Source organism: Treponema sp. OMZ 790, from assembly GCF_024181285.1.
GTDB lineage: Bacteria > Spirochaetota > Spirochaetia > Treponematales > Treponemataceae > Treponema_B.
The window spans coordinates 3,004,067-3,028,341 of record NZ_CP051201.1; the positions used below are offsets into that span (position 1 = coordinate 3,004,067).

At 39.4% G+C, this 24,275-nt stretch carries 19 protein-coding genes and 1 pseudogene; 10 read left to right on the forward strand and 10 right to left on the reverse strand.

All coding sequences use genetic code 11. The annotated features are described in order from the left end of the window. Positions 1-155: 155 nt before the first annotated feature. Positions 156-1,586 carry an alpha-L-fucosidase gene (locus tag E4O01_RS14240; RefSeq protein ID WP_253695225.1) on the reverse strand — a complete coding sequence of 477 codons (1,431 nt, stop codon included), beginning with the start codon at positions 1,584-1,586 and terminating at the stop codon, positions 156-158. Positions 1,587-1,668: 82 nt separating this feature from the next. Here E4O01_RS14240 and E4O01_RS14245 point away from each other — a divergent pair, with 82 nt between their 5' ends. Both E4O01_RS14245 and hcp read left to right on the forward strand, forming a co-directional pair. Beyond that, complete coding sequence (locus E4O01_RS14245) at positions 1,669-3,282, forward strand: ATP-binding protein (RefSeq protein WP_253695226.1); 1,614 nt, start codon at positions 1,669-1,671, stop codon at positions 3,280-3,282. Positions 3,283-3,363: 81 nt separating this feature from the next. Beyond that, a complete protein-coding gene (hcp, locus tag E4O01_RS14250) occupies positions 3,364-4,995 on the forward strand; it encodes a hydroxylamine reductase (protein WP_253692961.1) in 1,632 nt (543 codons plus the stop codon). Between the two features lie 45 nt (positions 4,996-5,040). On the opposite strand, the gene E4O01_RS14255 is transcribed toward hcp, so the two are convergent. Then, entirely contained in the window at positions 5,041-5,691 is a 651-nt protein-coding gene (locus tag E4O01_RS14255) for a Crp/Fnr family transcriptional regulator (protein WP_253692962.1), read from the reverse strand. Positions 5,692-5,746: 55 nt separating this feature from the next. Between E4O01_RS14255 and E4O01_RS14260 the strand changes: the two genes are divergently transcribed. From E4O01_RS14260 to E4O01_RS14275, 4 genes are all read left to right on the forward strand, one after another. After that, on the forward strand, positions 5,747-7,069 hold the full coding sequence (locus E4O01_RS14260; RefSeq protein ID WP_253692963.1) for an ABC transporter substrate-binding protein: 1,323 nt from the start codon (positions 5,747-5,749) through the stop codon (positions 7,067-7,069). Then, positions 7,069-7,785, forward strand: coding sequence for a GTP-binding protein (locus E4O01_RS14265; RefSeq protein WP_253692964.1), 717 nt, complete (start codon positions 7,069-7,071; stop codon positions 7,783-7,785). Before E4O01_RS14260 ends, E4O01_RS14265 begins: the two co-directional genes overlap by 1 nt. 13 nt (positions 7,786-7,798) lie before the next feature. Next, positions 7,799-8,854, forward strand: coding sequence for an ATP-binding cassette domain-containing protein (locus E4O01_RS14270; RefSeq protein ID WP_253692965.1), 1,056 nt, complete (start codon positions 7,799-7,801; stop codon positions 8,852-8,854). Between the two features lie 258 nt (positions 8,855-9,112). After that, positions 9,113-9,754: an Rpn family recombination-promoting nuclease/putative transposase gene (locus E4O01_RS14275; protein WP_253692966.1), complete on the forward strand. Its 642-nt coding sequence runs from the start codon at positions 9,113-9,115 to the stop codon at positions 9,752-9,754. An 874-nt stretch (positions 9,755-10,628) separates the two neighbouring features. Here the strand turns inward: E4O01_RS14275 and E4O01_RS14285 are convergent. The 7 genes and pseudogenes from E4O01_RS14285 to E4O01_RS14315 form a co-directional block, all read right to left on the reverse strand. After that, positions 10,629-11,855: pseudogene (locus E4O01_RS14285) on the reverse strand (formylglycine-generating enzyme family protein). A 117-nt stretch (positions 11,856-11,972) separates the two neighbouring features. Continuing rightward, a complete protein-coding gene (locus tag E4O01_RS14290; RefSeq protein ID WP_253692968.1) occupies positions 11,973-12,206 on the reverse strand; it encodes a transposase in 234 nt (77 codons plus the stop codon). A 176-nt stretch (positions 12,207-12,382) separates the two neighbouring features. Beyond that, the gene (locus E4O01_RS14295) at positions 12,383-12,697 is read right to left on the reverse strand and encodes a hypothetical protein (RefSeq protein WP_253692969.1); all 315 of its coding nucleotides are present in this window, start codon (positions 12,695-12,697) and stop codon (positions 12,383-12,385) included. Positions 12,698-12,715: 18 nt separating this feature from the next. Next, positions 12,716-14,815: a heavy metal translocating P-type ATPase gene (locus E4O01_RS14300; protein ID WP_253692970.1), complete on the reverse strand. Its 2,100-nt coding sequence runs from the start codon at positions 14,813-14,815 to the stop codon at positions 12,716-12,718. 23 nt (positions 14,816-14,838) lie between these two features. Beyond that, the gene (locus E4O01_RS14305) at positions 14,839-15,060 is read right to left on the reverse strand and encodes a DUF6110 family protein (protein WP_253692971.1); all 222 of its coding nucleotides are present in this window, start codon (positions 15,058-15,060) and stop codon (positions 14,839-14,841) included. A 61-nt stretch (positions 15,061-15,121) separates the two neighbouring features. Further along, a complete protein-coding gene (gene ftsH, locus E4O01_RS14310) occupies positions 15,122-17,128 on the reverse strand; it encodes an ATP-dependent zinc metalloprotease FtsH (protein WP_253692972.1) in 2,007 nt (668 codons plus the stop codon). A 239-nt stretch (positions 17,129-17,367) separates the two neighbouring features. Then, the gene (locus tag E4O01_RS14315) at positions 17,368-17,847 is read right to left on the reverse strand and encodes a GNAT family N-acetyltransferase (protein ID WP_253692973.1); all 480 of its coding nucleotides are present in this window, start codon (positions 17,845-17,847) and stop codon (positions 17,368-17,370) included. Positions 17,848-18,169: 322 nt separating this feature from the next. Between E4O01_RS14315 and E4O01_RS14320 the strand changes: the two genes are divergently transcribed. The 4 genes from E4O01_RS14320 (at position 18,170) to E4O01_RS14335 (ending at position 23,354) form a co-directional block, all read left to right on the forward strand. Then, on the forward strand, positions 18,170-20,878 hold the full coding sequence (locus tag E4O01_RS14320) for an efflux RND transporter permease subunit (protein ID WP_253692974.1): 2,709 nt from the start codon (positions 18,170-18,172) through the stop codon (positions 20,876-20,878). Positions 20,879-20,881: 3 nt separating this feature from the next. Continuing rightward, the gene (locus tag E4O01_RS14325; RefSeq protein ID WP_253692975.1) at positions 20,882-21,655 is read left to right on the forward strand and encodes an outer membrane lipoprotein-sorting protein; all 774 of its coding nucleotides are present in this window, start codon (positions 20,882-20,884) and stop codon (positions 21,653-21,655) included. Between the two features lie 5 nt (positions 21,656-21,660). Next, positions 21,661-23,058, forward strand: coding sequence for a hypothetical protein (locus E4O01_RS14330; protein WP_253692976.1), 1,398 nt, complete (start codon positions 21,661-21,663; stop codon positions 23,056-23,058). A gap of 68 nt (positions 23,059-23,126) precedes the next feature. Further along, a complete protein-coding gene (locus E4O01_RS14335) occupies positions 23,127-23,354 on the forward strand; it encodes a NifU family protein (RefSeq protein ID WP_253692977.1) in 228 nt (75 codons plus the stop codon). Between the two features lie 13 nt (positions 23,355-23,367). On the opposite strand, the gene deoD is transcribed toward E4O01_RS14335, so the two are convergent. Then, entirely contained in the window at positions 23,368-24,069 is a 702-nt protein-coding gene (gene deoD / locus E4O01_RS14340; RefSeq protein WP_253692978.1) for a purine-nucleoside phosphorylase, read from the reverse strand. Between the last annotated feature and the right edge of the window lie 206 nt (positions 24,070-24,275).

Consider the following 24,275-nt stretch of genomic DNA (forward strand, 5'->3'; position numbering starts at 1 on the left):
TTTTTCAAATAGAAAGACAGGTGAGCTTATTTCAAGAATGTATGACAGTGCGGCAATTAGAGACCTCGTTTCATCTACGGCGTTGTCTGTGGCAATGGATGCTGTATTCAATAACCCAATATGTATCTATTAAACTATCTTAAAATTTAAAAGCCTCATTTTTTTTCTACCCTCAAAATTAGGTTGTCTTGCCTTAGCGCCTTCCGCGATGCAGGGCAGCCGCTTGCGGATACTGAAATTTTAAGAGGTTTTTCTATTTTTATGTTTTTAAAAATTTCCAATTCTTTTTTGTTTGCGGGAAAACAAAATTCTTTTCCGTTTATTTCCAAAACCTCATCTTGGGACATGGGCTTTTTTCTGATAAGGCTGATCGTCCACAAGTTTGTTTTGTTTAAGCCTTTTGAAATTTTTAAGCTTAGTTCAAGTTCCGTACAAATAAAATGCGAAGAATAATAATCCTTTCCCGTAAAGCGGTATAGTTTTTTTGTAAAAGGAATTTCGTTTATTTTTTCTTTTAATTCCGTAATAGAATCCTGAGGGATATCTAAATTTAATTCTTTACAAAGTCTTTGTGCGCACTTTTGAGAAGGCGCCTTTGATTTAAAAAAACTCCCGATTTTTTTTAAAACCTCGGCTTCAAAAGCAACTACCGAACCGTCTCCCTTAGGGCCGATGTTTAAAAGATAATTGCCGCCCATAGCTCTTACCCTTATAAGGCTTTCAATGAGCTCTTGGGCTTTTTTGTTTTTATCGCCCCGCCTTTGCCATGAACGGTAGCCCCATGTTTCATGATAAATCGAAGCCGGAGTTTGCCAAGGAACATTTAAACTTTTATCGGGAAGTCTATTATCCCCCATGGTACAAAAATCTCCGCAGTCATTCCATATTCTTCCGTTGATCATCATATCGGGTTGAAGTTTCTGGGCAAGGGCTCTAACCTCTTCGCTTTGCTTTTTTGTCGGGAACCCCATATCCATCCAAAGCTCACAAAGAGGGCCGTAATTTGTAAACAACTCGGTCAGCTGCTCCAAATTAAATCTTTGATGCTTAGGCGGAATTTTATCGCTGTTATGATCGCTTATCGGAAGAGCGAATTCACAATCCCAATCTATCCAAGAAAAATAAAGCCCGAACTTTAAACCGTTTTTTTTGCAAGCTTGCGAAAGCTCTGCAATAAGATCCTTTTTTGCAGGGGCTTTTACCGAATTATAATCGGTAGTCTTTGTGTCAAAAAGACAAAAGCCGTCATGGTGCTTTGCCGTGATAATAATGTATTTCATTCCTGCGGCTTTTGCAAGAGCGCATATTTTTTCTGCATCAAAATTCTTGCAGGTAAATTTATTTTGCAAGGCCTTATATTCTTCTTTGGGGATTTTACCGTGACTTAAAATCTGCTCACTGTAACCGCGCTTTACCGGTTCTCCCTTCCAAACGCCTCCGCATAAAGAATAAAGCCCGTAATGAATGAACATCCCAAATCCTAATTTTTGCCACTGTATGATTTTATCCGGTTTCATAAGATTGAGTATATAGGATAGAATAAGAGATTTCAAGTGAGCAAAAATAGACAAGCCCATAAAATTCATCAATACTTGAATCCATGTAAATTATAATATATAATAGATAAAGGGAATAAGCACTTAACGATTGATTGGGGAGGCAAAAATGATGGATTTTTCACGGAAGATACCTATAGGCGTACAAAGTTTTGAAGATTTACGCAAAAAGAATTTTTTATATGCAGATAAAACGGAATATGTTTTCCGGCTTGCCAATTTCGGTAAGGTTTATTTTTTAAGCCGCCCCCGCCGTTTCGGAAAAAGCCTTTTTCTTTCTACCCTCGAAGCCTACTTTTTAGGAAAAAAAGAATTGTTTAAGGGGCTGTACATTGAAGAGGCCGAAGAAAACAGGGCTAAAAACGAAGGGACTGAAGCATGGACTCAATATCCCGTTCTTTACTTGGATTTTAATACGGGGCGGTATGATTTGCCCGAGTCTTTAAATGAAAGCCTTGAATTCTTTTTAAGGGCAGAAGAGGCGCGTTTCGGTATACAGGGGAACGATTTATCTTTTGGTAAACGCTTTGCTTTTTTAATACAAACAGCTTATGAAAAAACCGGCAAACAGGTAGTTATCCTTGTAGACGAATATGATAAGCCCCTCTTACAAACAATGTATGTAAATGAAACCCTAAACGAAGAATTCCGCATCACACTCAAAGCTTTTTATTCCGTTATAAAAACTTGCGACAAATATATCCGCTTTGCATTTTTAACGGGAGTAACAAAATTCAGTAAGGTAAGTATTTTCAGTGACCTAAATAACTTACAAGACATAAGCCTTCACGAAGATTGCTCTGCTCTTTGCGGTATAACCCAAGAAGAATTAACGGTCGTATTTTCTCCCGAAATTCAGGTCTTGGCAGACAAAGAAAAGATAAGCTATGAAGAATGTTTAAGCCTTCTTAAAAGACGCTATGACGGATATCTTTTTGCAAAAGAAGGAAAAAGTGTTTATAATCCTTTCAGCCTTCTAAATGCTTTTTCGGCAAAAGATGTGGGAAGCTATTGGTTTGCTACTGGAACTCCGACCTTTTTGGTAAACTACCTCAAAGAAGCTGAGTATAATATTCCCGACTTAGACGGAAATGTTGAGCTTGATGAGGCAGGTCTTGCCGATTACCGAGCCGACACAAAAAATCCTCTGCCGATTTTATTTCAAGCAGGATATTTAACAATAAAAAGTTATGATTCAAAATACAAGCTTTATTCTTTGGGTTTTCCTAATGATGAGGTTCGTTACGGTTTTTTAAGCAATCTTTTGCCTGTCTATTCAGATATTAAAAATACTGAAACGGCTCATTCCGTCGCCCAATTTTCTAAAGATATTGAAAGAGGAAATGTAGATAATTTTATGGAAAGAATGCAGTCCATAATTGCCGGCATTCCTTACGATAATCTTCCCAAAGAAAAGTTAAAACTTAGAGAGCAAAATTATCAGACGGCTGTTTATTTGATTTTTAAACTTATGGGACAGTTTGTCGAAACAGAGATACACTGTGCTGCCGGAAGAGCAGACTGCATAGTTCACACGACAGATAAGGTTTATATCTTTGAGTTTAAACTTGACGGAAACGGAAGCTCGGAAGATGCGATAGCACAGATAAAAGAAAAAGGCTATGCAGCTCCCTTTAAATCAAGCGGTAAAAAAATTGTCTTAATCGGTTCCTCCTTTGATGAAAAAGAACGTACCATAAAAGACTGGAAAACCGAAAAAATTTAACATCCGCGTAACATCCGTTACCGACTTCTATTCATCAAATGCTTATAATTTACTCAAACCTTTGAAAAATAGGAGAATACTATGAACGCTATGTTTTGTTTTCAATGTCAAGAGACATTTAAAAATTCAGGCTGCATAAGGGTCGGCGTATGCGGAAAAAATCCCTTAGTTGCAGGATTACAGGATTTTCTCATCTGGGTAACAAAAAAACTTTCCAAGATAACGTCTTATATGAGGGAAAACGGGATTAAGGTTGAAAAAGAAATTAACCACATCGTAAGCACAAACCTTTTTGTTACAATAACCAATGCAAATTTTGATGAAAAAGCAATTAACAACAGAATAAATATTACTCTTAAAGCAATCCATGATTTGCATAGTTCTTTAAACCGCCCCTTTGATCCGGAGATTGAAGTGTATATTGACTCGGATATACCGAAAAGACTGGGCAAAGCCATTACAATAGGCGTTTTGCAGACAAAAGATCCCGATAAGCGTTCCTTAAAAGAACTTATTATCTATGGTCTAAAGGGGCTATGTGCCTATGTAAAACATGCTAACGCCTTAGGCTATGAAGATGAAGAAGTTGATGCCTTTATTCAAAAAACGCTTTCAATGCTCATAGATGAAAATTTGAGTGTTGATGAACTTATTTCTCTTACCTTAAAGACAGGAGAAGCCGGAGTTAAGGGAATGGCTCTGTTGGATAGCGCCAACACAGGCAGCTACGGTCACCCCGAAATAACCGAAGTTTCGATAGGTGTAAGAAATAATCCGGGCATCCTTGTATCTGGACATGATCTAAAAGATATTGAAATGCTTCTTGAGCAAACCGAAGGTACAGGTGTTGATGTTTATACTCATTCCGAAATGCTTCCCGCAAATTATTATCCAAAATTAAAAAAATATAAGCATCTTGCAGGTAATTACGGTAATTCGTGGGCCAAACAGGTTTCCGAATTTGAAAGTTTTAACGGCCCAATCCTTATGACAACCAACTGTATAATTCCTTCAAAGGCTTCTTACGTATCAAGAATGTATACGACAAATGCAGCAGGTCATCCCGGCTGTGTTCATATCGAAGCCGATGAAAACGGACATAAGGACTTTTCCGAAATTATAAAAAAAGCAAAGTCATGTCCTCCCCCCAAAGAAATTGAAAGCGGGAAGATTATAGGAGGCTTTGCTCACGCCCAAGTTTTTGCTCTTGCCGACAAAATTGTCGAAAGCGTAAAAAACGGAGATATTAGAAAATTCATAGTAATGGGCGGCTGCGACGGCAGACACACAACAAGATCTTATTATACGGGTTTTGCGGAAGCTCTTCCGAAAAATACCGTCATCCTGACGGCAGGCTGTGCAAAATACAGGTATAATAAACTAAATCTTGGAGATATAAACGGAATTCCAAGGGTATTGGATGCAGGACAATGCAATGATTCTTATTCCCTTGCCCTTATAGCTCTTAAGTTGAAGGAAATATTTAACCTAAGCGATATTAATGATTTACCTATAATTTTTAATATAGCATGGTACGAACAAAAAGCCGTTATAGTACTCTTGGCCCTATTGTTCTTAGGCGTAAAAAACATACACCTTGGGCCTACTATTCCCGGCTTCCTTTCCCCCAATGTAAAGGATGTTTTAATAAGCAAATTCGGATTATCGGGAATCTCTTCAATAGAAGATGATATAAAACATTTTTTCGGTTAGAAACATAATCGGGAGGACAGGCTAAGGGCTTTTATTGATAAGCCCTTAGCTAAAGTCTTCGAGTTTATCAAGATTGACAATGATGGTATCTTTTTCGATTTTTAAAAGCCCATCTTTTTGCATGCTCATAAGCTCGCGGGATAAAGAGGGCCGGGGAACGGCTAAATATTCGGCCATTGCTTCCCTGTTTAGGTTTAGCTCGACCTTTGAGCTTCCTTCCGCCTCTTGTAATAAATATAGGGCTATTTTTTGCCGAAGACTGAATGAAGAAAAGATAAGAAGCTTTTGGTTTAAAAAATAAGCCTTATGAGCTAAAATATTTAATAGGTTCTTTAGAACCTTAAAATGAGTTTCGGAGTACGCTCCGGCACCAAAGACCCCTTCTATGGGGAGACGGAGAATTTCGGCATCGCTAATTACACGGCATGAGTAATCGTAGATAGCCGAATCCAAAAGAGCATAGACTTCGGCAAAAACCGTACCGGGGTTTTCAAAGCGGTTTACAATAAGCCGCTTTCCATCGGCAGTGTTTTTTTCGATTTGAACAATGCCCGATTTTAAAACAAAAATAAAAGCGGGAGTATCGCCCTCAAAAAAGATAAAGGCATCTTTTTTATAGTTAAGGGTTTTGGCCTTGGTATTTTTTAAATATTTTTCTGCTTCTTGGGCGGATATATTTTTAAAAATAGGATTCATACTTTTAATTTCGGGTTATTTTGATTTTAACTTGATTATAGATCGGAGGATTATAATGAATAAATATTTTAATATGGATGAAAGTGTTTTTGATATTACCGAACGCTTTCCTGAAACGATAAGATACTTGACAGAAAAAGGCTTTACCCCTCTTACCAATCCCCTTATGCGCAAAATAATGGGGAAAAAGATTAGTCTTGAAAAAGCCCTTTTAACCAAGAATCTTGATATCGGCTTGTGCGAAAAAGAGCTTATTGAAGTTATCGAACAAAATAAAAATATCGGTTTTGCCGAAATAGATTCAAGCTTAGAAAAGAAAAACGCACAAAACACCGGTTATGATGACGGCAAAAAAAATATAAGAATTGAGGGAGTTCTTCCATGTCCTATAAGAATCCCCTTGCTTGAAGCCTTTAAAGAATTTCATTCCAAGTATATTGAAGAAAATAAAGATGAGCTTGAAAAACAAAACTATAAAATCAGCTATGATCTTCGTTCCGCAAACCTCGGAATCGACTGGATAATAAAAGAAGCTCAAACAGGAAAAAAGGAAAACCTCCCCGATATTCTCCTTTCTGCAGGGTTTGAGCTTTTTTTCGACAAAAAACTAATGGGCTCCTTTATCGAAAACAAAGATTTTCACTGTTCAATCGAAAAAATGAATAAGGACTTTTGCAACGATTATATAGACCTTAGAGACGGCAAAAAAAACTATGCAATTATCGGGGTAGTTCCCGCAGTAATGATTGTAAATACCGCAATGCTAAAGGGAAGAAAAATCCCTGAAACTTGGGAAGATCTCCTTGCGCCCGAATTTGAAAACTCGGCAGCAATACCTTTCAGCGATTTAGACCTCTTTAATTCGGTCATCCTAAATATCTACAGCCGTTTTGGAGATGAAGGCATAAAAAAATTAGGCAGGGCATGCAGCACTTCCCTTCATCCGGCACAAATGGTAAAGACACGCTCAGGGACAGGACGGACATCTCCTCTATTAAAAGAAACTAAACCTACAGCCAATGAACAGCCGGCCGTAAATATAAGCCCCTATTTTTTTTCTAAGATGATAAAAGAAGGCTCGGCATTAAAAACAGTCTGGCCTAAAGACGGAGCCATAGCTGCCCCTATTTTTATGCTTGTCAAAAAAGAAAACGAAGCTCTAACCAAGGCCTTTGCAGACTTCTTTCTTTCGGAAAAAACCGGAAAGGTGTTTTCGGAAAGCGGTTTTTTCCCGTCGACAAATCCCGATGTGGATAACCGCTTAAGTGAAGATAAAAAATTTTCTTGGGTAGACTGGGATTTTATTTACCAAAACGATATAGGTTCTCTTTTAGAAAAAATAAAAAAAGATTTTGAAATAGCTGCAGGAAAAATTTAATGAACTTAATAATATTTTCAGGCCCGCCCTCATCGGGCAAAACGAGCGTAATCTTAAAAACAATCGAAGCTCTAAAAAAACAAAATATAAAAACGGGGGCAGTAAAATTCGACTGTCTTTATACTGATGATGATCTTCTATATCAAAAAGCAGGCATCCCCGTGCAAAAAGGAATTTCAGGATCCCTCTGTCCCGACCACTTCTTTGTGTCAAACATTGAGGAGGTTGTGCAGTGGGGAATAAAGGAAAACCTCGACCTTTTGGTAAGCGAGTCAGCCGGTCTTTGCAACCGCTGTTCTCCCTATATAAAAAACATCTTAGGCATCTGCGTTATCGACAACTTATCGGGAATAAACACCCCTAAAAAAATAGGCCCGCTTTTAAAGTCAGCCGACATTGTGGTTATCACAAAGGGCGACATCGTTTCGCAGGCAGAGAGGGAAGTTTTTGCAGCCCGTGTAAATACCGTAAACCCTCGGGCAATCATCATGCATGTAAACGGTCTTACGGGACAAGGAGCCTTTGAGCTTAGCACCCTGCTAACCGATAAGGCAGAATCTATTTTCACAGTACAAGGAATGGAACTCCGCTTTCCAATGCCGGCTGCCCTCTGCTCCTATTGTTTGGGTGAAACAAGAATAGGAGAAAATTTTCAGATGGGAAATATCCGCAAGATGAAGATTGCAGAAGCACAAGAACTGGGAGAAAACAGCTAATATGGAAGAAACTATGAAAAATAATTTTAGTTTAAATGATGAAAATACAGAGGTTAAAAAACTTTCAGAAAAATCGATTCAAGAGCTTTTAAAAGAATATCCTTTTATCGAGGATTTTATTACCGAAAACCGTTTAATTGAAATCGGCATCTTAAATAACAAGGAGCTCACTTTAAAAGAATTTTTACAATCTCTTTCAGACGAGCTTTGTGAAGAAGAAGCCGTAAACAAAGAAGAACTGTATGATGCTTTTTTTGAATACATAATTCAAATGAAGGCTTTTTTAAATTTGGAAAATGCAAATGAGGTTAAAAGTCTTACAATCCTCCCTGGAACAAATAAGTCGGGAGAGGCGGAAACCTTTGATGAGCTTACCCTCTATACTTCTCAAATTATTTCGATTGTAGGACCGACGGGTTCAGGGAAGTCAAGACTCCTAGCCGATATCGAATGGACAGCTCAAGGGGACACACCCACAAGCCGCAGCATCTTGATTAACGGAAAAACTCCCGATAAGACAATCCGCTTTTCGGTAAACAATAAACTTGTAGCCCAGCTTTCGCAAAACATGAACTTTGTAATGGATTTGTCTGTAAAAGAATTTATAGAACTTCATGCCGAAAGCCGTTTAATAAAAAACAAGGAAGAGGCGGTAAAAAACATTATAGAGGCGGCAAACAATCTTGCAGGCGAAAAATTTAATTTGGATACCCCCATAACAGCTTTGAGCGGAGGACAGTCCCGTGCTCTTATGATTGCGGATACGGCTATTTTAAGCTCCTCTCCCATCGTCCTCATAGACGAAATAGAAAATGCAGGTATCGACCGCAAAAAAGCCTTGGAACTCTTGGTTTCAAAGGAAAAAATTGTTTTAATGGCCACACACGATCCGGCTCTGGCCCTCTATGCGGATAAGCGGATAGTTATCAAAAACGGAGGAATAGCATCCGTTATAGAAACTTCAAAAAAAGAAAAAGAAATCCTTGCCGAGCTTGAAATTATGGATGCAAAAATTCAAAATATGAGAACAAGGCTAAGGGCAGGAGAAGAACTTGGACTTACAAGCTAGAGGAGAATGATAAAAATCTTTTTATAATTTACTATTTTTTTCAAATATTTTCTATAAATATAATGGGGAGGTATGATAAACACTTCGGCAGGAATTCAGCCTCACTGTTTATCCGCCGAGTTTGCCTTTCGGCAAACATCGCATTATTATATGTGCTTTTTCACTTCGTTGCAAAAGCACGGAAAAAACTTTTTCGTAAATTGATATTTGCTGCAAAAAGTTTTTATAGGGAAAATGTGAAAAAATTAGGAGAAAAAAATGGTAAAAAGGTTTGAAGATTTAACATTGCAAGATGACTTTATGTTTTGTAAGGTCATGCAAAATACGGATTTGTGTAAAAGGCTTATTGAAATGCAGGTAAGCAACGAGAAAAACATACCTAAAAGAATGAGGTTCTACCAAGCAGCTATTGATATTTCGTTCTTGGATAAAGGGAATTTCTATAACGAGTTAAATGACAGCTTTATAATTTTTATTTGCACTTTTGATGCTATTGGTAAAAATAGACCTGTTTATACTTTTGAAAACATCTGTCTTGAAGATAAAAACATATCTTTACACGATGGAACAAAAAAGGTTATAATAAATGCAGAGGCCTTTAAAAACACTAAAGACAAAGAATTAAAAGAATTTTTAGAATACCTTAAAACAGGTAAGGCGAAGAGCGAATTTACAAGGAGGATAGAAGAAATGATACAAACAGTAAAACAAAATGAACAGGCAAGGCAAGAATATAGATTAATGTCTACTTTTGAGATGGACGCTAGATATAAGGGTTTTTCTGAAGGCCTAAAGCAAAAATCAATAGAAACGGCTAAACTTATGAAAAACAGAGGTTATCCGATTTCTGAAATTTTATTAATGACCGGTCTTCCCGAAGCTGAGATTGAGGAACTGTAGATTAGGGGCTCCGCCCCTAAGAACCCCTCGTCTTTACAAAGGCGAGGATAATTTAACCGCAAGGGGCAAATGTAAAATCGGCAGTTTCGAGCCTGTAAATAATCATTTCTTATTATCATCACATCTTCATTATGAGTATTATTACATTCTTTACAAAGTGGAACTATGTATATGGTTTTACTTTTCAATTTACCATCTTTATCACATTTGTACACATGTGATCCGCATTTATTATCATCATCAAGCTTATTATCGCAATTAGCATTTGAACAATATGTAGGACAGTTTTTTCCTGTATATTGTTCCCATTTTTCAATCATAGATTCTTTCTGTGCTTTACGATTCCAATTTTTAACATAAGTCGTTTTAATTTTTCTCCTTTAATCATTTTCTTCTAAACCGCCCTATGGACGGTTTAAAAAGTTAAATAGTTAATGCAGCACCGCCACGGACGGCGGTGGTTCTATTCTTGCGAGTTTTTTGCGAAGCAAAAATACTCGAAGCTTAAAAATGTACACGGATGTACATTTTTAAGCGGCTCAAGGGCCGGCAAGCCAAGCGGATGCCAAGATTGTTGTTCCTGTTGTCAGGACTGTTGTTGTTCCGGTAGCCTACAGTGCAGTTGTTCGCGTTGTTGTTCCAGCTGCCGCCGCGTTTAACACGGTTAGAGCCTGATGCGGCACCTTATAAGGTCCATACCGTTTTTTAGCCAAAAAAATTTAGAACCGCTAAAGCGGCTTACACAGTGCAGGTCAATCTTATTTTCAAAAATTTACTGCAACCACACCACACATTTTGCCTGTTCGGTTTCACCGCTTCGGGCGGCTTACGCTGCGCCCTCAGCTGCTCAACCTCTCCGGCAAAATGTGTGAACTTAGGGCCGGCAAGCCAAGCGGATGCCAAGAAAGTTGCGCCCGATGCCAGGACTGTTGCCGCCCCGGGAGCCCACAGTGCAGTAGTTCGCGCCGTTGGATCAGCTGCCGCCGCGAAAAACACGGGAAGAGCCTGAAGCAGGACCTGCATAGTCCGCTCCAAGCGAAGCCGGTATAGTGCCATACCAATCCCAGCACCATTCCCACACATTTCCCGACATGTCATATAAACCGTAACCGTTAGGAGACTTCTTCTTTACCTCATGGGTTTTATTTCCGCTGTTTGGATCGTACCAAGCATAGTTTTTAAGTTCAGTCTCGGTATTTGTTCCGGCCCATTTATAATCCTTTCCTCCCTTAGCAGCCCATTCCCATTCCGCCTCCGTTGGAAGCCTGAAACCGTTCCTACTCATATCGAGTTCGGCCTTATCCCAATCAGCATTATCGGTTGTGGGAATTTCATCAAAGGTAAGAATACCAAAATCAACAGGACTTCCTCCAACTTTTACCGTATAGCAGGGGGCACGATTAAGCTTTAGGCTGAGTTTATTACAAAAGGCTATTGCTTGATACCAGTTTACATTTTCTACAGGACGCTTTCCCTGTGTTTCGCCTACATCAGGGTCTTTGCCGAAACTTCCATTAAAATAGCTCGGGTTATTGCCCATCACCTCCTGCCATAGCTCCTGCGTTACCTCAGTATCTCCTATAAGATAGGCACTTAAACTTACGGTATGAGGCTTGTTATTATAGTAATCATTATGTCCCAACCAGGCATCCACAGCAGCTATTCCTTTCATGGTAAATCCGACTGCACCTACAGTATATGTCTTATCAATAGGAGCAGTATCTTTTTTCTTAAATGTAACCTTTACTGTCGTATTTGCTGTAATCTTTACCTTTACGCTTGCACTTCCTTCTTCGCCGCCTGAAACTACTTGTCCGCCCGTAACTTCCCACTTGTCAACTTCATGGGTCGAAGCATTTGCAGGGCTTGCTGTAAAGGTAATCACACTGTCCTTTAAGGCCTTGCCGTCTTGGATTGTAGGATTTGCAGTAAGGCTTCCGCCTTCATGTACAAGCGTTACAGTGTAGTATACAGGATTCGGCTCTTCCTTTACTTTTTGCGGGCAGCCTGTAAATAAGAGGCCCGCAACCAACAACAATGCAGTAATAGATACTGCCCGATTTAAGACATTAGTCTTAAGTTTAAAGTTAGTTTTTTTCATAGCTAATTTTCTCCTTTCAAGTAAGTTAATTTATATAATTGAGAAAAAATTTTATTTATAAGCTTTGCGCAGCTCAAGCAAGAGCTTGAGCGTCTTTGCGTCCTTTGCGGTTTATTTTCAAAAAAGAGCTGCCGTTTTATAATATTCAAGGTCGTGATCTTCGTTGTTAATTTTCTTTTTCCGAGCCATAGTTGTTATTTCATGCAGACGTGGATTTAGACACCAATCGCGTACGGTATCTCGAGAAAGCCCGTATGTTCTGGCGAGTCTTTTGTAGCCGCATGTTCCTCGTTCATATTTTCCTACAACTTCTAGTTTGAAGTCAATACTGTACTTCTCTATTTTTCCCATCTGTACACCCCCAAAAGGTGTCCTAATTTATGGGGTCAGTTCACGGCACATCACCGGCACACAAAAAACTAAAATGAGAAAAACCGAATTTTAAGCCTAAGTAAGATTTTACTCTCATACCTATTATTATACTCCAAAATATATAAAAAATCAACTAATTTTCCTAAAATTACTTTTTATGCGTTTTTTAATTTTTCCCAAAGCTCTGAAATTTTTTCGATTATTATTTCTTTTTCTACCTTGCCCGAAATATAGGCATCGGAAAGTTTTTTTAACTCAGGTAAGTCTTCTCTAAAAATTTCAAACTTCGATAGGGGCAGGGCCTTTGCATCGTACTCAATACAAAGGCTTCCTGTCCTCTCATTCCTTTCAATTTTGCGCACAGCCTTATGAGAAGATACAGCCCTTTCAAAAGCTTCAAAAATATCCTTATCTTTTATCATCTCGCCCCTGAGCCTTATATGCCCGGGAAAAAAACTTGAAACAGTCATTATAATATTTTTCCTCTGTTAAACACTTTTATCAAGCGGTTCTTCATAGCTTCTCATTGCCGATATCCCTATGGCCACGGTCGATCCGTTATGGACTAAGGCCGCCGCAGCCGGAGGAATTGAGCCCGCAAGTTCCCCTGCGATGAGAGTAGAGTTAATACCGATAATCGCCCTATTGTTTCCATTGATTCTTTTGATCAAGCCCCTTGCTATACGCCTTAAAATAGGTAAGGCCCTTAGCCCGTCATCCGGAAGGAGAATATCTGCAGTTTCTCCGGCTATGGAAGAAGCCTGCCCCATTGCAATTCCTACATCGGCTTCCGAAAGGGCAGGCGAATCGTTTATACCGTCGCCGACCATGACAACGGTTTTACCTTCTCTTTTTAGCTTCTTTATAAAATCGGCCTTTGTGTCGGGCAGAGCCTGCGCATGGTAGCGGTCAATACCGGTTTTTTTGGCTATGCTGCGGGCAGTCTGAGGCCCGTCCCCCGTAAGCATAATTATATTTTTTATACCCAGCCTATGAAGTTCCGAAACAACCTCCTTGGCTTCAGGGCGTAAGGGATCTTCTATTGCAATAATCCCTGCAAGCTCCTTTCCTACCGATAAATAAAGCTGGGAGCAGCCTGTCTTTGCCAAATCCTCAATAGCCATTTCGGCCTCTTCGGTTTTAGGAATACCCTCATCATCGAATATAAAATGAGCGCTTCCTATGCGCAGCTCCTCTCCGTTTAAGGTTGAGGCAAGACCGTGAGCCAAAATATAAGAAACCTTTGTATGTTCTTCCCTGTGTTCGATTCCTCTATTTTCGGCTTCACGTACAACCGCCCTTGCAAGAGAGTGAGGAAAATGCTCTTCAAGACAGGCGGCTATTTTAAGTACAGATTTCTCCGTTCTGCCGCCGAAAGTAACTATCTTTTTAACTGAAGGTTGGGATTCCGTAAGAGTGCCGGTCTTATCAAAGACAATCGTATCGGCACGGGCGAAGTCCTCTAAAAACTTCCCGCCCTTTACGGTAATGCCGTGTTCGGCACAGTTTTTCATGGCTGAAAGCACACAAACAGGGGCCGATAGCTTCATCGCACAAGAATAATCGACAAGAAGGGTCGAGGCAGCCTTTGCAAAGTTACGGGTAAAGGCATAGGTCAAACCTGCAAGCAGGAAGTTATAAAAAACGAGCCTGTCAGCTGTTCTTTCAGCCCTTATTTGTGAAGCAGCCTTTAAAGATTGAGAGCGGTCAATCATATCGGCAATCTTGCTGACTCTGGTTTCCCTGCCGCAAGCTTTTACACAAACATGAATCTCCCCCTCCTCAACTACGGTAGAAGCAAAAACCGTATCTCCCGGAATCTTGTGCACAGGCAAGCCCTCACCCGTCATCGAAGCCTGATTAACCGAAGCTTCCCCGGCTACGACCGTTCCGTCGGCAGGAATAACGGAGCCTATCCTAAGAACAACCGTGTCCCCGGCTTGAAGAAGATTGGCCGATATTTCCGTTTCATTTCCGTCCCGTAAGACATGTACTATTTCCTTTGTGTTCAAAAAACTTTGAGCTAAATTCTCATAGGACTTGCGCCTTGTATAATCTTCCAAGATTTCGCCCATCTCCAGCATCATGGCAATGGTGCTCGCAGTATTTAAACTGCCGCCTGCATAGGAAAGAGAAAGAGCCGCCGCATCTAAGGTATCGGCACAAAAAGGTTTCCCTTTCTTCAATGCTTTTAGTCCCGTCTTTACGCGGGGCATAATCGACTTAAGGGCTAAGATTTTCCTGATAGGAAAGGGTAAAAGTCTGCGGATAAAAAATTCTGCAAGCAGTCCCACCAAAGAGACGGCTAAACTTTCCGTTACAACAGGCTCTTCAACACTTGCCAAGAGTTCTTCATTTTCAAGGTACGAAGCATTTAGAGCTTTTATGTATGAAAGGGCTTCATCTTCACTTATACCGGAATATTCAATTAAAATACTTGCCGATACGGGATTTACACTTATAGACCTTATGCCTTTTTGCAAAGATACAAGAACCTCAATAAGAGCAGTCTGCTTTCGGCTTAAACCTTTTCGTTTATACCTCAAACGCAGACGCCCGGGAAGGCGGTGAGCAATATAAAAATTCATAATTTATCTTTAAGAAAATCAGGCTACTTTGCCGTAGAAGCGGATTCGTTATTATAAGCGGCTTCTGCCATTATATCTTGAGCGTCTTCTTTTACGGTTTCTACAAAGGCAGCTGCCTCATCTTTTAATTTTAAGCCTGCTCCGATTACCTTGGCACAAGCCTTTTTAAAGCCCGCATTTCGAGCCAAAAGAACAGCAGCTCCGCCTGCAGCAACACCGAGTGCAAAAGCTCCCCATCTAGTCATATAAACCTCCCATATAAAATAAGCATCCGTATGGAATTAACATATCATTTTTCTATTATATTTACAAGCCGACAGAAGCGGTTTCTACATTTTCCGTTTCTTCTTTATCAAAAAGCTGAGGCGTCTTTTCTTCTGCGATTATCGCATCAAACTCTTCGTTTTCTATGGTTTCTTTTTCTAAAAGAGTTGTTGCTATCTTCTCTAAAAGATGCTTTTTGTCGTTCAGCATTTTTAGAACAACCTCATAGCGGGTATTGATTATCTTTGCGATTTCTTCGTCAATGTACTGCTGGGTTGTTTCGGCATATTCCCGGACTAACTGCGGTTCATTGTCTCCGAGATAGCCGGCGCCCCTCTTGCTTAAAGCGACATTTTTAAACTTGGAGCTCATACCGTAGTCGGTAATAATACTTCGGGCAATGTCGGTTGCACGGGTTAAATCGTTTGCCGCTCCGGTAGAAACCATATTGAATTTTACCTGCTCGGCAGCCCGTCCTCCTAAAAGAACATCTATTTCGGCCAAAAGCTGCTTTTCGGTGACAATGTGCTTATCGTCTTCAGGAATATGGAAGGTATAGCCCAAGGTTGAAGTTCCCCGCGGAACAATCGTAACCTTATGAACCTTGTCTGCACCCTCGGTAAAGCTGCCCACAATGGCATGGCCTGTTTCGTGATAGGCGATTACCTTTCTTTCTTCTTCGCGGATTACTCGGGATTTTTTCTGTAAGCCTATCATAGCCTTTTCTACAGCCTCATCCAAGTCGGTCATTATGACTGTTTTTCTTTTGCCTCTAACAGCCAAAAGAGCGGCTTCGTTTATGATATTTGCAAGGTCTGCACCAGAACAGCCTGCCGTAATGCGGGCTATCGAAGCAAGGTCAGCCGAAGCATCCAGCTTTACATTTTCTGCATGGAGTTTAAGAATCTGCTCCCTTCCCTTAACATCGGGGCGGTCAACTACAACCTGCCTGTCAAAGCGGCCGGGACGCAAAAGAGCCGGATCCAAAACATCGGGGCGGTTGGTGGCGGCTAAAAGAATCAAGCCGGTCTTATTGTCAAAGCCGTCCATCTCAACCAAGAGTTGATTGAGGGTCTGCTCTCTCTCGTCGTTTGAACTGTAAGAATTATGGCGCGACTTTCCGATTGCATCCAATTCGTCTATAAAGATAATACAGGGAGCCTTTTCGCGGGCCTGCCTAAAAAGATCGCGCACACGGGAAGCTCCTACGCCGACAAACATTTCAACAAAGTCGGAACCGCTTATTCTAAAAAAGGGAACTCCGGCTTCCCCTGCGACTGCCCGTGCAAGAAGGGTCTTTCCCGTTCCGGGAGGGCCTACCAAAAGAACGCCCCGCGGAATCTTTCCGCCTATTTCGGTATATTTTTGCGGATATTTTAAGAAGTCTACAACTTCCATTAATTCTTCTTTGGCCTCATCTACACCTGCAACATCCTTAAAGCGGGTTTCGACCTTTCCCTCGTCTATAGCGGCACTTCGAGCCTGCCCGGGAGAAAAAATACTTCCGCCCAAACCTCCCATGCCCTTGGTCATCCGCCTCATAATGGCGCGCCAAACAAGGAATATTAAAAGGAAAGGAATTACCCATTGCAAAAGGAGCTCGATAAGATAGCTTCTTTCCTTTGGTTTTACATGGTAAACTACATGGTGATCATCTAAAAGTTGTAGAAATTCCGAGGTGTAAATACCGACCGTCGTGTACTCATCGGTATTTTTTTGAATCGATAAAAATGAAAAAAGGGAAGTATTTGAGGGCTCTTCATCCTGAATGCTGGTATAGCCTGTAAAGTAAATGGGGCCTAAAACGACTTTTTTTATCTGTCCTGAAGTGATTCTATCTTTAAATTCCGAAAAGGGAATCAGAGCCGAACTATTTAGGATCATCAACTGATTAATTAAGATAAAAATGACAACTATAAGGGGCGCTAAAAGCCATAAAGAAAAAAAAGGCTTTTTGGGAGACTTTTTATCATCTCCGTCGGAATCCGGCCCGAAGTTAAAAAAATTAAAGGGATCGTTTTGGTTTTTATCGTCGTTATTTTTACTCATACATTCTCCAATAAAAAGTTTTTGCAGGAAATATCAATTTCCGAAAAAAGTTTTTTCAAGCGGTTTATTTATAAACCGCATAAAATAATTACGATGTTTTGTGCTTTGCACAAAACTCGAAGATAAACAGTGAGGCTGTATTCCTGCCGAACTGTTTATCGATTCTCCATTTATATCTTACTATAATACACAAAAAATAAGAAAAAGTCGATAGGAAAGCAAATTTATATTCTCTACAATTAAGATAAACTTTTGAATATTATCTGATATGTTGATTCACCCGTAAAAACGTTTGTTTCTTCTTCATCATTTTCGATTTCGGTAAAGCCCAATGATTTAAAAACTTTTTTTGATGCAAAATTGTCATTATATATGCCGGCGTAGAGCGAGGATTTATTGGTTTTTCGAAATAAGTTTATTGCTTTTTTTAAAGCTTTTTTTGCATAGCCTCTGTTTCTAAATTCTTTAAATATCCAAATTGCGATATCCGGTTTATCTTTGTTTGAAATAGTTATGTGCCCGGCATATTTTTTTGAATCGTTATCGAGAATCAGGCAATTTAACAAATAGTCTTTGACTTTAAATATTTCGATATATTCATCTATCGAATTCCATGCCGGAATAAAGTTAAAGCCTTTTTGTGTTTCAATATCTTGCCAATTTATATAACAGGGCTCCCACCCCTCAGTGTTAAATTCAACTAGTTCAATATTTATCATATTCGTTCGGTAACATATCTATTTGTCATTTCTTTTTTCATTAGTTTTATCATTAACCTTTGTATAATAATAACATTTGATTAAAAATTTTTCAATATTTAATAATGCTTACAGAAGTTCCAAGCCTGCGATGGTCTCAGGCGGAATGTCTAAAACACATTCCAGAAAATCTTTAAAAGGATGAAGGACATTTGAACTTGTCTAGCTTTTTTCACTGTTCAGTTTTGCTCCTCAAACTTGGTCCGGAAAGGAAATTCACTCTTGCTTGACAAAAAGAGGATGCAATTATATAATTAAATGAGCGATAATCGGGAGTGCCTTTATGAAAAAAGAAACAAAGCATATATTTTCAACAAAAAACTTTTATAAACATCCCATAACAATGCTTATAACGATTCTTGCAATCACTTTATTTTTCGGACTTCAGATAATAAGGCTTAATTTTGATAATAATAACTTCCGCTTTATCCCTAAAAATGATCCATCCCGCATAAGTGCAAAAAAGATTGCGGATATTTTTGGGGAAGATGTTCCAATTTTAATAGGAATTGAACGTCATTTTTCTACCATTGTCGATAAAGAATTTTTAGATGAGATCAGAAAGCTCGATAAAAGTTTAAAAGAAATTGATTTGGTAAAAAACACGGTCTTGATAACCGACACAACTCACATAGATATAGGCGAGGAAGGGATTGTAAGTGAACCGATTATACCTGCCGATTTTTCGGGTACGGAAGAAGAAATAAAAGCGGTCGAACGCAAACTGCGAAGTTGGGATATGTATGACAGGAGCCTTGTTTCTGAAGACTTACATGCAACCCAAATCCTTGTTTTTCTTAATATAACAAATGAAGAAAGCGGTTCTCCCGAAACTATTGCGGCCTGCCGCAAAATTATGAAACTAACTCAGAACTGGAATTTTCCCGATTCCAAAATTTATCTAACCGGCGCTCCTATTTTTAACGAAATAGTAAATGAGGCAACCGCTCATGATTTGAGCTTTTTGGTTCCTCTGGTTATCATTGTGGTTGTTGGAGTCCTCTTCCTGTCTTTTAAAAGATTTACGGGAGTATTTTTACCTCTTTTGACGGTTATAACTTCGGTAATATGGGCTCTCGGAGCCATGGCTCTTTTTAATGTTCCATTATCGATTCTTTCTACAATTTTACCGATTATTTTAATCGCTGTCGGTTCAGCCTACGGTATACATGTTATCAATCACTATTATGATGAGGTAGTGCAAGATAATTCCATCTCAAAGGAAGAACATAAAGGTCAGGTTATCAAGGCCTTAAGCGAGGTTATAAGACCGGTCTTTTTAGCTTCTCTTACAACCTTTGCAGGCTTTGTTTCTTTTTGTTTTACCTCCGTTATACCTATTTTCGAATTCGGTATCTTTGCCAGCTTCGGTGTGGCGGCCGCCTTTTTGATATCCATAACGCTGATTCCAAGCATATTGATACTAAGAGGGCCCAAAAAGCCGTCAATGCGTTGGGCCGACAAAAAAGACAATACCAACAGACTGGATCGAGGTATAGCAACCACCTTTATACTCATCGCGGAACATTACCGCTCGGTAATTCTTTTTACCTGCCTTATAGTTGTTCTTTCGATTCTTGGCGTAAAACAGCTTGTTATAGACAACGTTTTAATGGAATACTTTGATGAAGATGTGGCAGTAATTCAATCCGATGTTTTTATGCGTAAACAATTCGGCGGATCAAAGCTGCTGGAAATGGTGATTAAGACCGAGGACGGCTCAAGCGTTTTACGTCCCGATATTTTAAAATCGATTGATAATCTGTCTCTTTTTTTGGAGGAAGAGGTTGATGATGTCGGAAAAGTAACTTCCATTGTTCCTTTAATTAAGCGCTTAAATCAGGTTTATAATGCTGATGAATCTCCTGAAGGAATAAGACCTTCTGAAGCTGGAGCGGAAGAAGATGCCGTAGACGATTTTGGGAGTTTTGACGACTTTGGAAATTTTGAAATGGAATTAGGCGAAGGCGGGAGTCTTCCTGCGGCAACGGATTTTGCAAAGAAAAAGCAATATACTCAAGAAGAAATTATGGAAATGCTGAATGAAGCGGCCGGAGAAAGAACAAAAAAACATATTTCTGCCGAAAGCCTTGTTTACGAATTCGGAAAGAGGGTAAATTACAAAGGCCTGGCTTACTATGAGATTCCTTCCGATCCAAAAAAATACGGAAAAAATACTCAAGAAGACTTATCTGCCTTAATGGGAAACTACCTAATACTTTTAGGGAAAAACACTGAAGGCTTTTTGGATAATAATACCGATCCCAAGACACTAAAAGTGAACATTCAGCTCCGCACTGTCGGACAGCAAGACACAGACAGAGTATTGGAAGAAATTAACGAATTTGTGAGCCTTAAATTCCCCAAGGATGTAATCGCCGAAACCGGAGGCTTTGTTTTGGTCGAAAAAACCTTAAACAAACTGGTAGTTGAATCTCAACTTATTTCTGTAGGAGTTTCCCTTCTCATAGTATTTTTAATTCTTTCAATCTATTATAGATCAGCCTTTGCAGGACTTTTCGGAATTATTCCTCTAGCCCTTTCCATTTTGATTAACTTCGGAATAATGGGCCGGCTGGGAATAAAACTCAACATAGGAACAGCAATGGTTGCAAGTTTCGCAATCGGAATAGGTGTAGATTATACAATCCATCTTTTAGCCGCCTATCATAAGTGCTTTCTTAAAACAAAGGGCAGCGGACAGTTTTTATATTTAACCTTTTTGGGTTCGGGAAAAGCCATCTTGTTTAATGCCGTTTCGGTCGGTGCCGGATTTGCAGTCTTAATGTTGTCAAAATTTAATATGCTTGCAGAACTGGGTTTTTTAATTGCCCTTATAATGATAACCAGCTCCCTCGGCAGCTTGACTATTCTGCCCGTTTTATTAAATTTAGTGAAACCAAAGTTTATAAGAAAACTTTTACCTGTAGATGTAAAGGAATTAAAAAGCGAATATCCTTTTAATGACGAAAAAGAAAATACGGAGGTATAAGGTATGAAAAAATTTACATTGAGTTTGATTTTTATTTTTGGAGTTTGCGGATTAATTTTTTCGCAAAGTGCCGAAGAAATCGCAGCTAAAACAAAAACAAAAAATACGGCATCATCGCTTGGCTCGGAATCAAGTTTGGATATGCAGTCGGGCGGAAAAACCCTTTCAACATTGGAAATTCGGCAATATTCTTCTTTGGACAAAAAAGGTTTACAAAGGATGCTTGTCGAGATAAAAAATCCGCCTTCATATAAGGGCTCCAGATTTTTAATGTTGGAAAGAGCTGACGGTTCAACTGACCAGAGGATGTATTTGGCCCAAACAAAGAAGGTACAAAAGATATCGGCCCAAGGAAGTGCCGATGAACCTTTTATGGGATCAGACTTTTCAAATAACGATATTTCTTTTATGGAAAGGGATACAAAGCTTGATAACTTTAAAATTTTGAGTGAAGAAGAATATGACGGCAAACCCGTTTATCTTATCGAATCTACACCGAAAGATAAAAACTATTCTTATTCTAAAACTATAATGCGGATTACGAAGGATAAAAATCTTCTACTCAAGGCCGAATTTTACCAAGGTTCTCAGCTTGTAAAGGTTCTTGAATTTTATGATTATAAAGAAATAAACGGAATAATGACAGCCCATAAGACAAAACTTTCCACCGTAAAAGCAAATACTTCTACCATTATTAGCATAAAAAGAATAGAATACGGTATGAAAATACCCGATTATATTTTTACGCAAAAGTACTTGGAGACAGGTAAAAAATAAGTAAAATGAAAAAATTTTTTTTTACGTTAATTTTTATCCTTTCCGCAAGTGTATTTATTTTTGGTGAAGACAGTGATTTAGGAGATTTCGGCTTTGACGATGAAGAAGACGGAGCCGAATCAGGCGTATTCAGCATAGATTTCGGAGGGGCCTTTTATGCCGGAACGGAAGTTTTTTTTGAGACTCTCAAAAAACCTGAAAGCTATAAGTTTCCCTTTCCGCTTTGGGGCCGTCTTCATTTAGAAGCAAGGTCTCCCCTTGCAGAAGCCTATGCCTCTGTAAACCTAAACGGTAAAACCCTCTCTGTGGGGATGGGTGAACCGGCCGAATTCTTTCCCAAACCTCTTTTTCCCCGGTGGATTGATGAGGCCTATGTGCAGGCTCTTACAGGGCCTGTAGTTTTCGGCGGCGGAATCAAAAAAATAAATTGGGGAAAAGCTCATTTTTTTAGTGTGTTGGATACAGTGAATCCCAAAGACTTCAGTCTCCCTTATGAGTTTTATCCCGAAAAGATAAAAAAATCGGCGCCTGTGTTTTTTCTTTCGGCCTATCTTCCTAAAGATATGAAGCTTGAGTTTGTATATCTTCCGGTTTTTGAAGCCGATGAATTTGCTCTTAACGGAAGATGGCAAAAAAATACTTTCGCAAATCTTATACAAGACCTTCCGGCTTCAGTGCAGAATGCGGCAATGCATAAAGCAAAAAAAACTGATACAATTGATTATGCTCAAGGAGGCTTGCGCTATACGTTCAACATCGGCGGTAAACATGACCTAGGTTTTCAGTATTTTACCGGTTTTTTACATAAGCCTAATTTTAAATCGGATCATACGCCTTCAGATTTCACCGAAGCCGAGTTTAAACAAGTCTTTGAAAGCGCAGAGCTTATATACAACCGATATCATCAAATAGGTCTCGATTATGAAGCAATGTTCGGGCAGTTTACGGTACAAGCAGAATTTGCCGCAAATATAAGCAACGATTTAAAAGGAAACAATCCCGATATATATAATCCGTATATTGCATGGAATTTGGGGCTTTTATATGCTCTTCCTAAAAATATAAACTTGAGACTTCAAGCAGCCGAAACTATAAGGCTTTTAAATTCGGGAATAAATCAGAACAAGCTCAGCCTTGACACGGAAAACGGAAGGTCTGTCACAGATACCCGGCTGCTTTTCTCTCTTTCCCAAACCTTGGTACGAGGCTCCCTCGAATGGAAACTCAATGCTCTTGTCGGAATAGAAGATGCCGATTTTTTTATAAATCCCGAACTTTCATGGCTGATAGGCACAATCGACTTTGACCTTGGTTTAGGCTTTTTCGGCGGCAAAAAAACCGGTAAATTAGGCCGATACCAAAATAATCATTTTATTAAGATAAGCATCGGGTACGAGTTTTAACTATGCTTGCTTTCTCTCTATATTTTTTGTATATTTTGTAAAGTATTTATAAAATAGCGGAGGTCATTATGTTGGTCAAAGAAGAAATTGAAAAAGGCATAGACTTGGTCAGACCTTATTTACAGGCTGACGGCGGAGATATAGAGCTTGATTCTGTTGATGAAAACGGAAAGGTTTATGTTAAGTTAAAGGGAGCCTGCGGCTCATGTCCTATGGCTATTTACACGCTCAAGATGGGCGTTGAAGAACAGCTTAAGGACATGTTCCCCGAAGTTACCGAGGTAGTCGCAGTTTAAAGTTTTAGAGCGGTTAAGCTATTATTGCCTCCAGGGCAATTTCCATCATGGTTTTAAAGGTAGTTTGCCGCTCCTCGGCACTTGTCTGCTCGTGCGTTACAACATTATCCGAAATAGTAAGAACTGCAAGAGCTTGTCTTTTGTACTTAGCCGCAAGGGTATAAAGCTCAGCAGCTTCCATCTCCACAGCTAAAGCTCCGTAAGCAGCCCACATTTTCCATGTTTCAAGATCATCATAAAAAACATCTGAGCTTGCAATCGAACCTATCAGCGGATTTATGCCCATCTTTTGGGCATGGTCATAGGCGTTTTTCAGCAAAGACCAATCGGCAGTGGGGGCATAGTAGCAGCCTCTAAAGCGGTGCGTATTGATTCCGGAATCGGTAGAGGCCGACATAGCCAAAACTACGTCCCTCAAGCCTATGTCCTTTTGTAAGGCTCCGGCTGTCCCGATGCGGATAGCTCTTTGTACCCCGTACTCGCTGAACAGCTCATTTACATATATTGAAAGCGAGGGCTGTCCCATTCCCGTACCTTGAACTGATACCTTTACGCCCTTGTAGGTTCCCGTAAAGCCCAACATTCCCCTTACCTTGTTATAGCATTGAGGATTTTCCAAAAAATTGTTTGCAACAAATTCGGCTCGAAGAGGATCGCCCGGTAAAAGAATCTTATCGGCAATTTCTCCCTTTTTTGCAGCTATATGAATACTCATGTTTCCCTCCGTAATGATACAAGTATATCTTATATAGGCACAATATTCAAGATAAATGAGTTTTTTCAGATTTAATACGGTGTTTTTGGTATAATATGTTAATAAACCGCATAATATGCAAAAAAATATCAAAAAAAACATATATTTTTTCTTAATAAGTATTGACATTTATTTTAAATTCGAGTATATTACTTTCACACACAGAA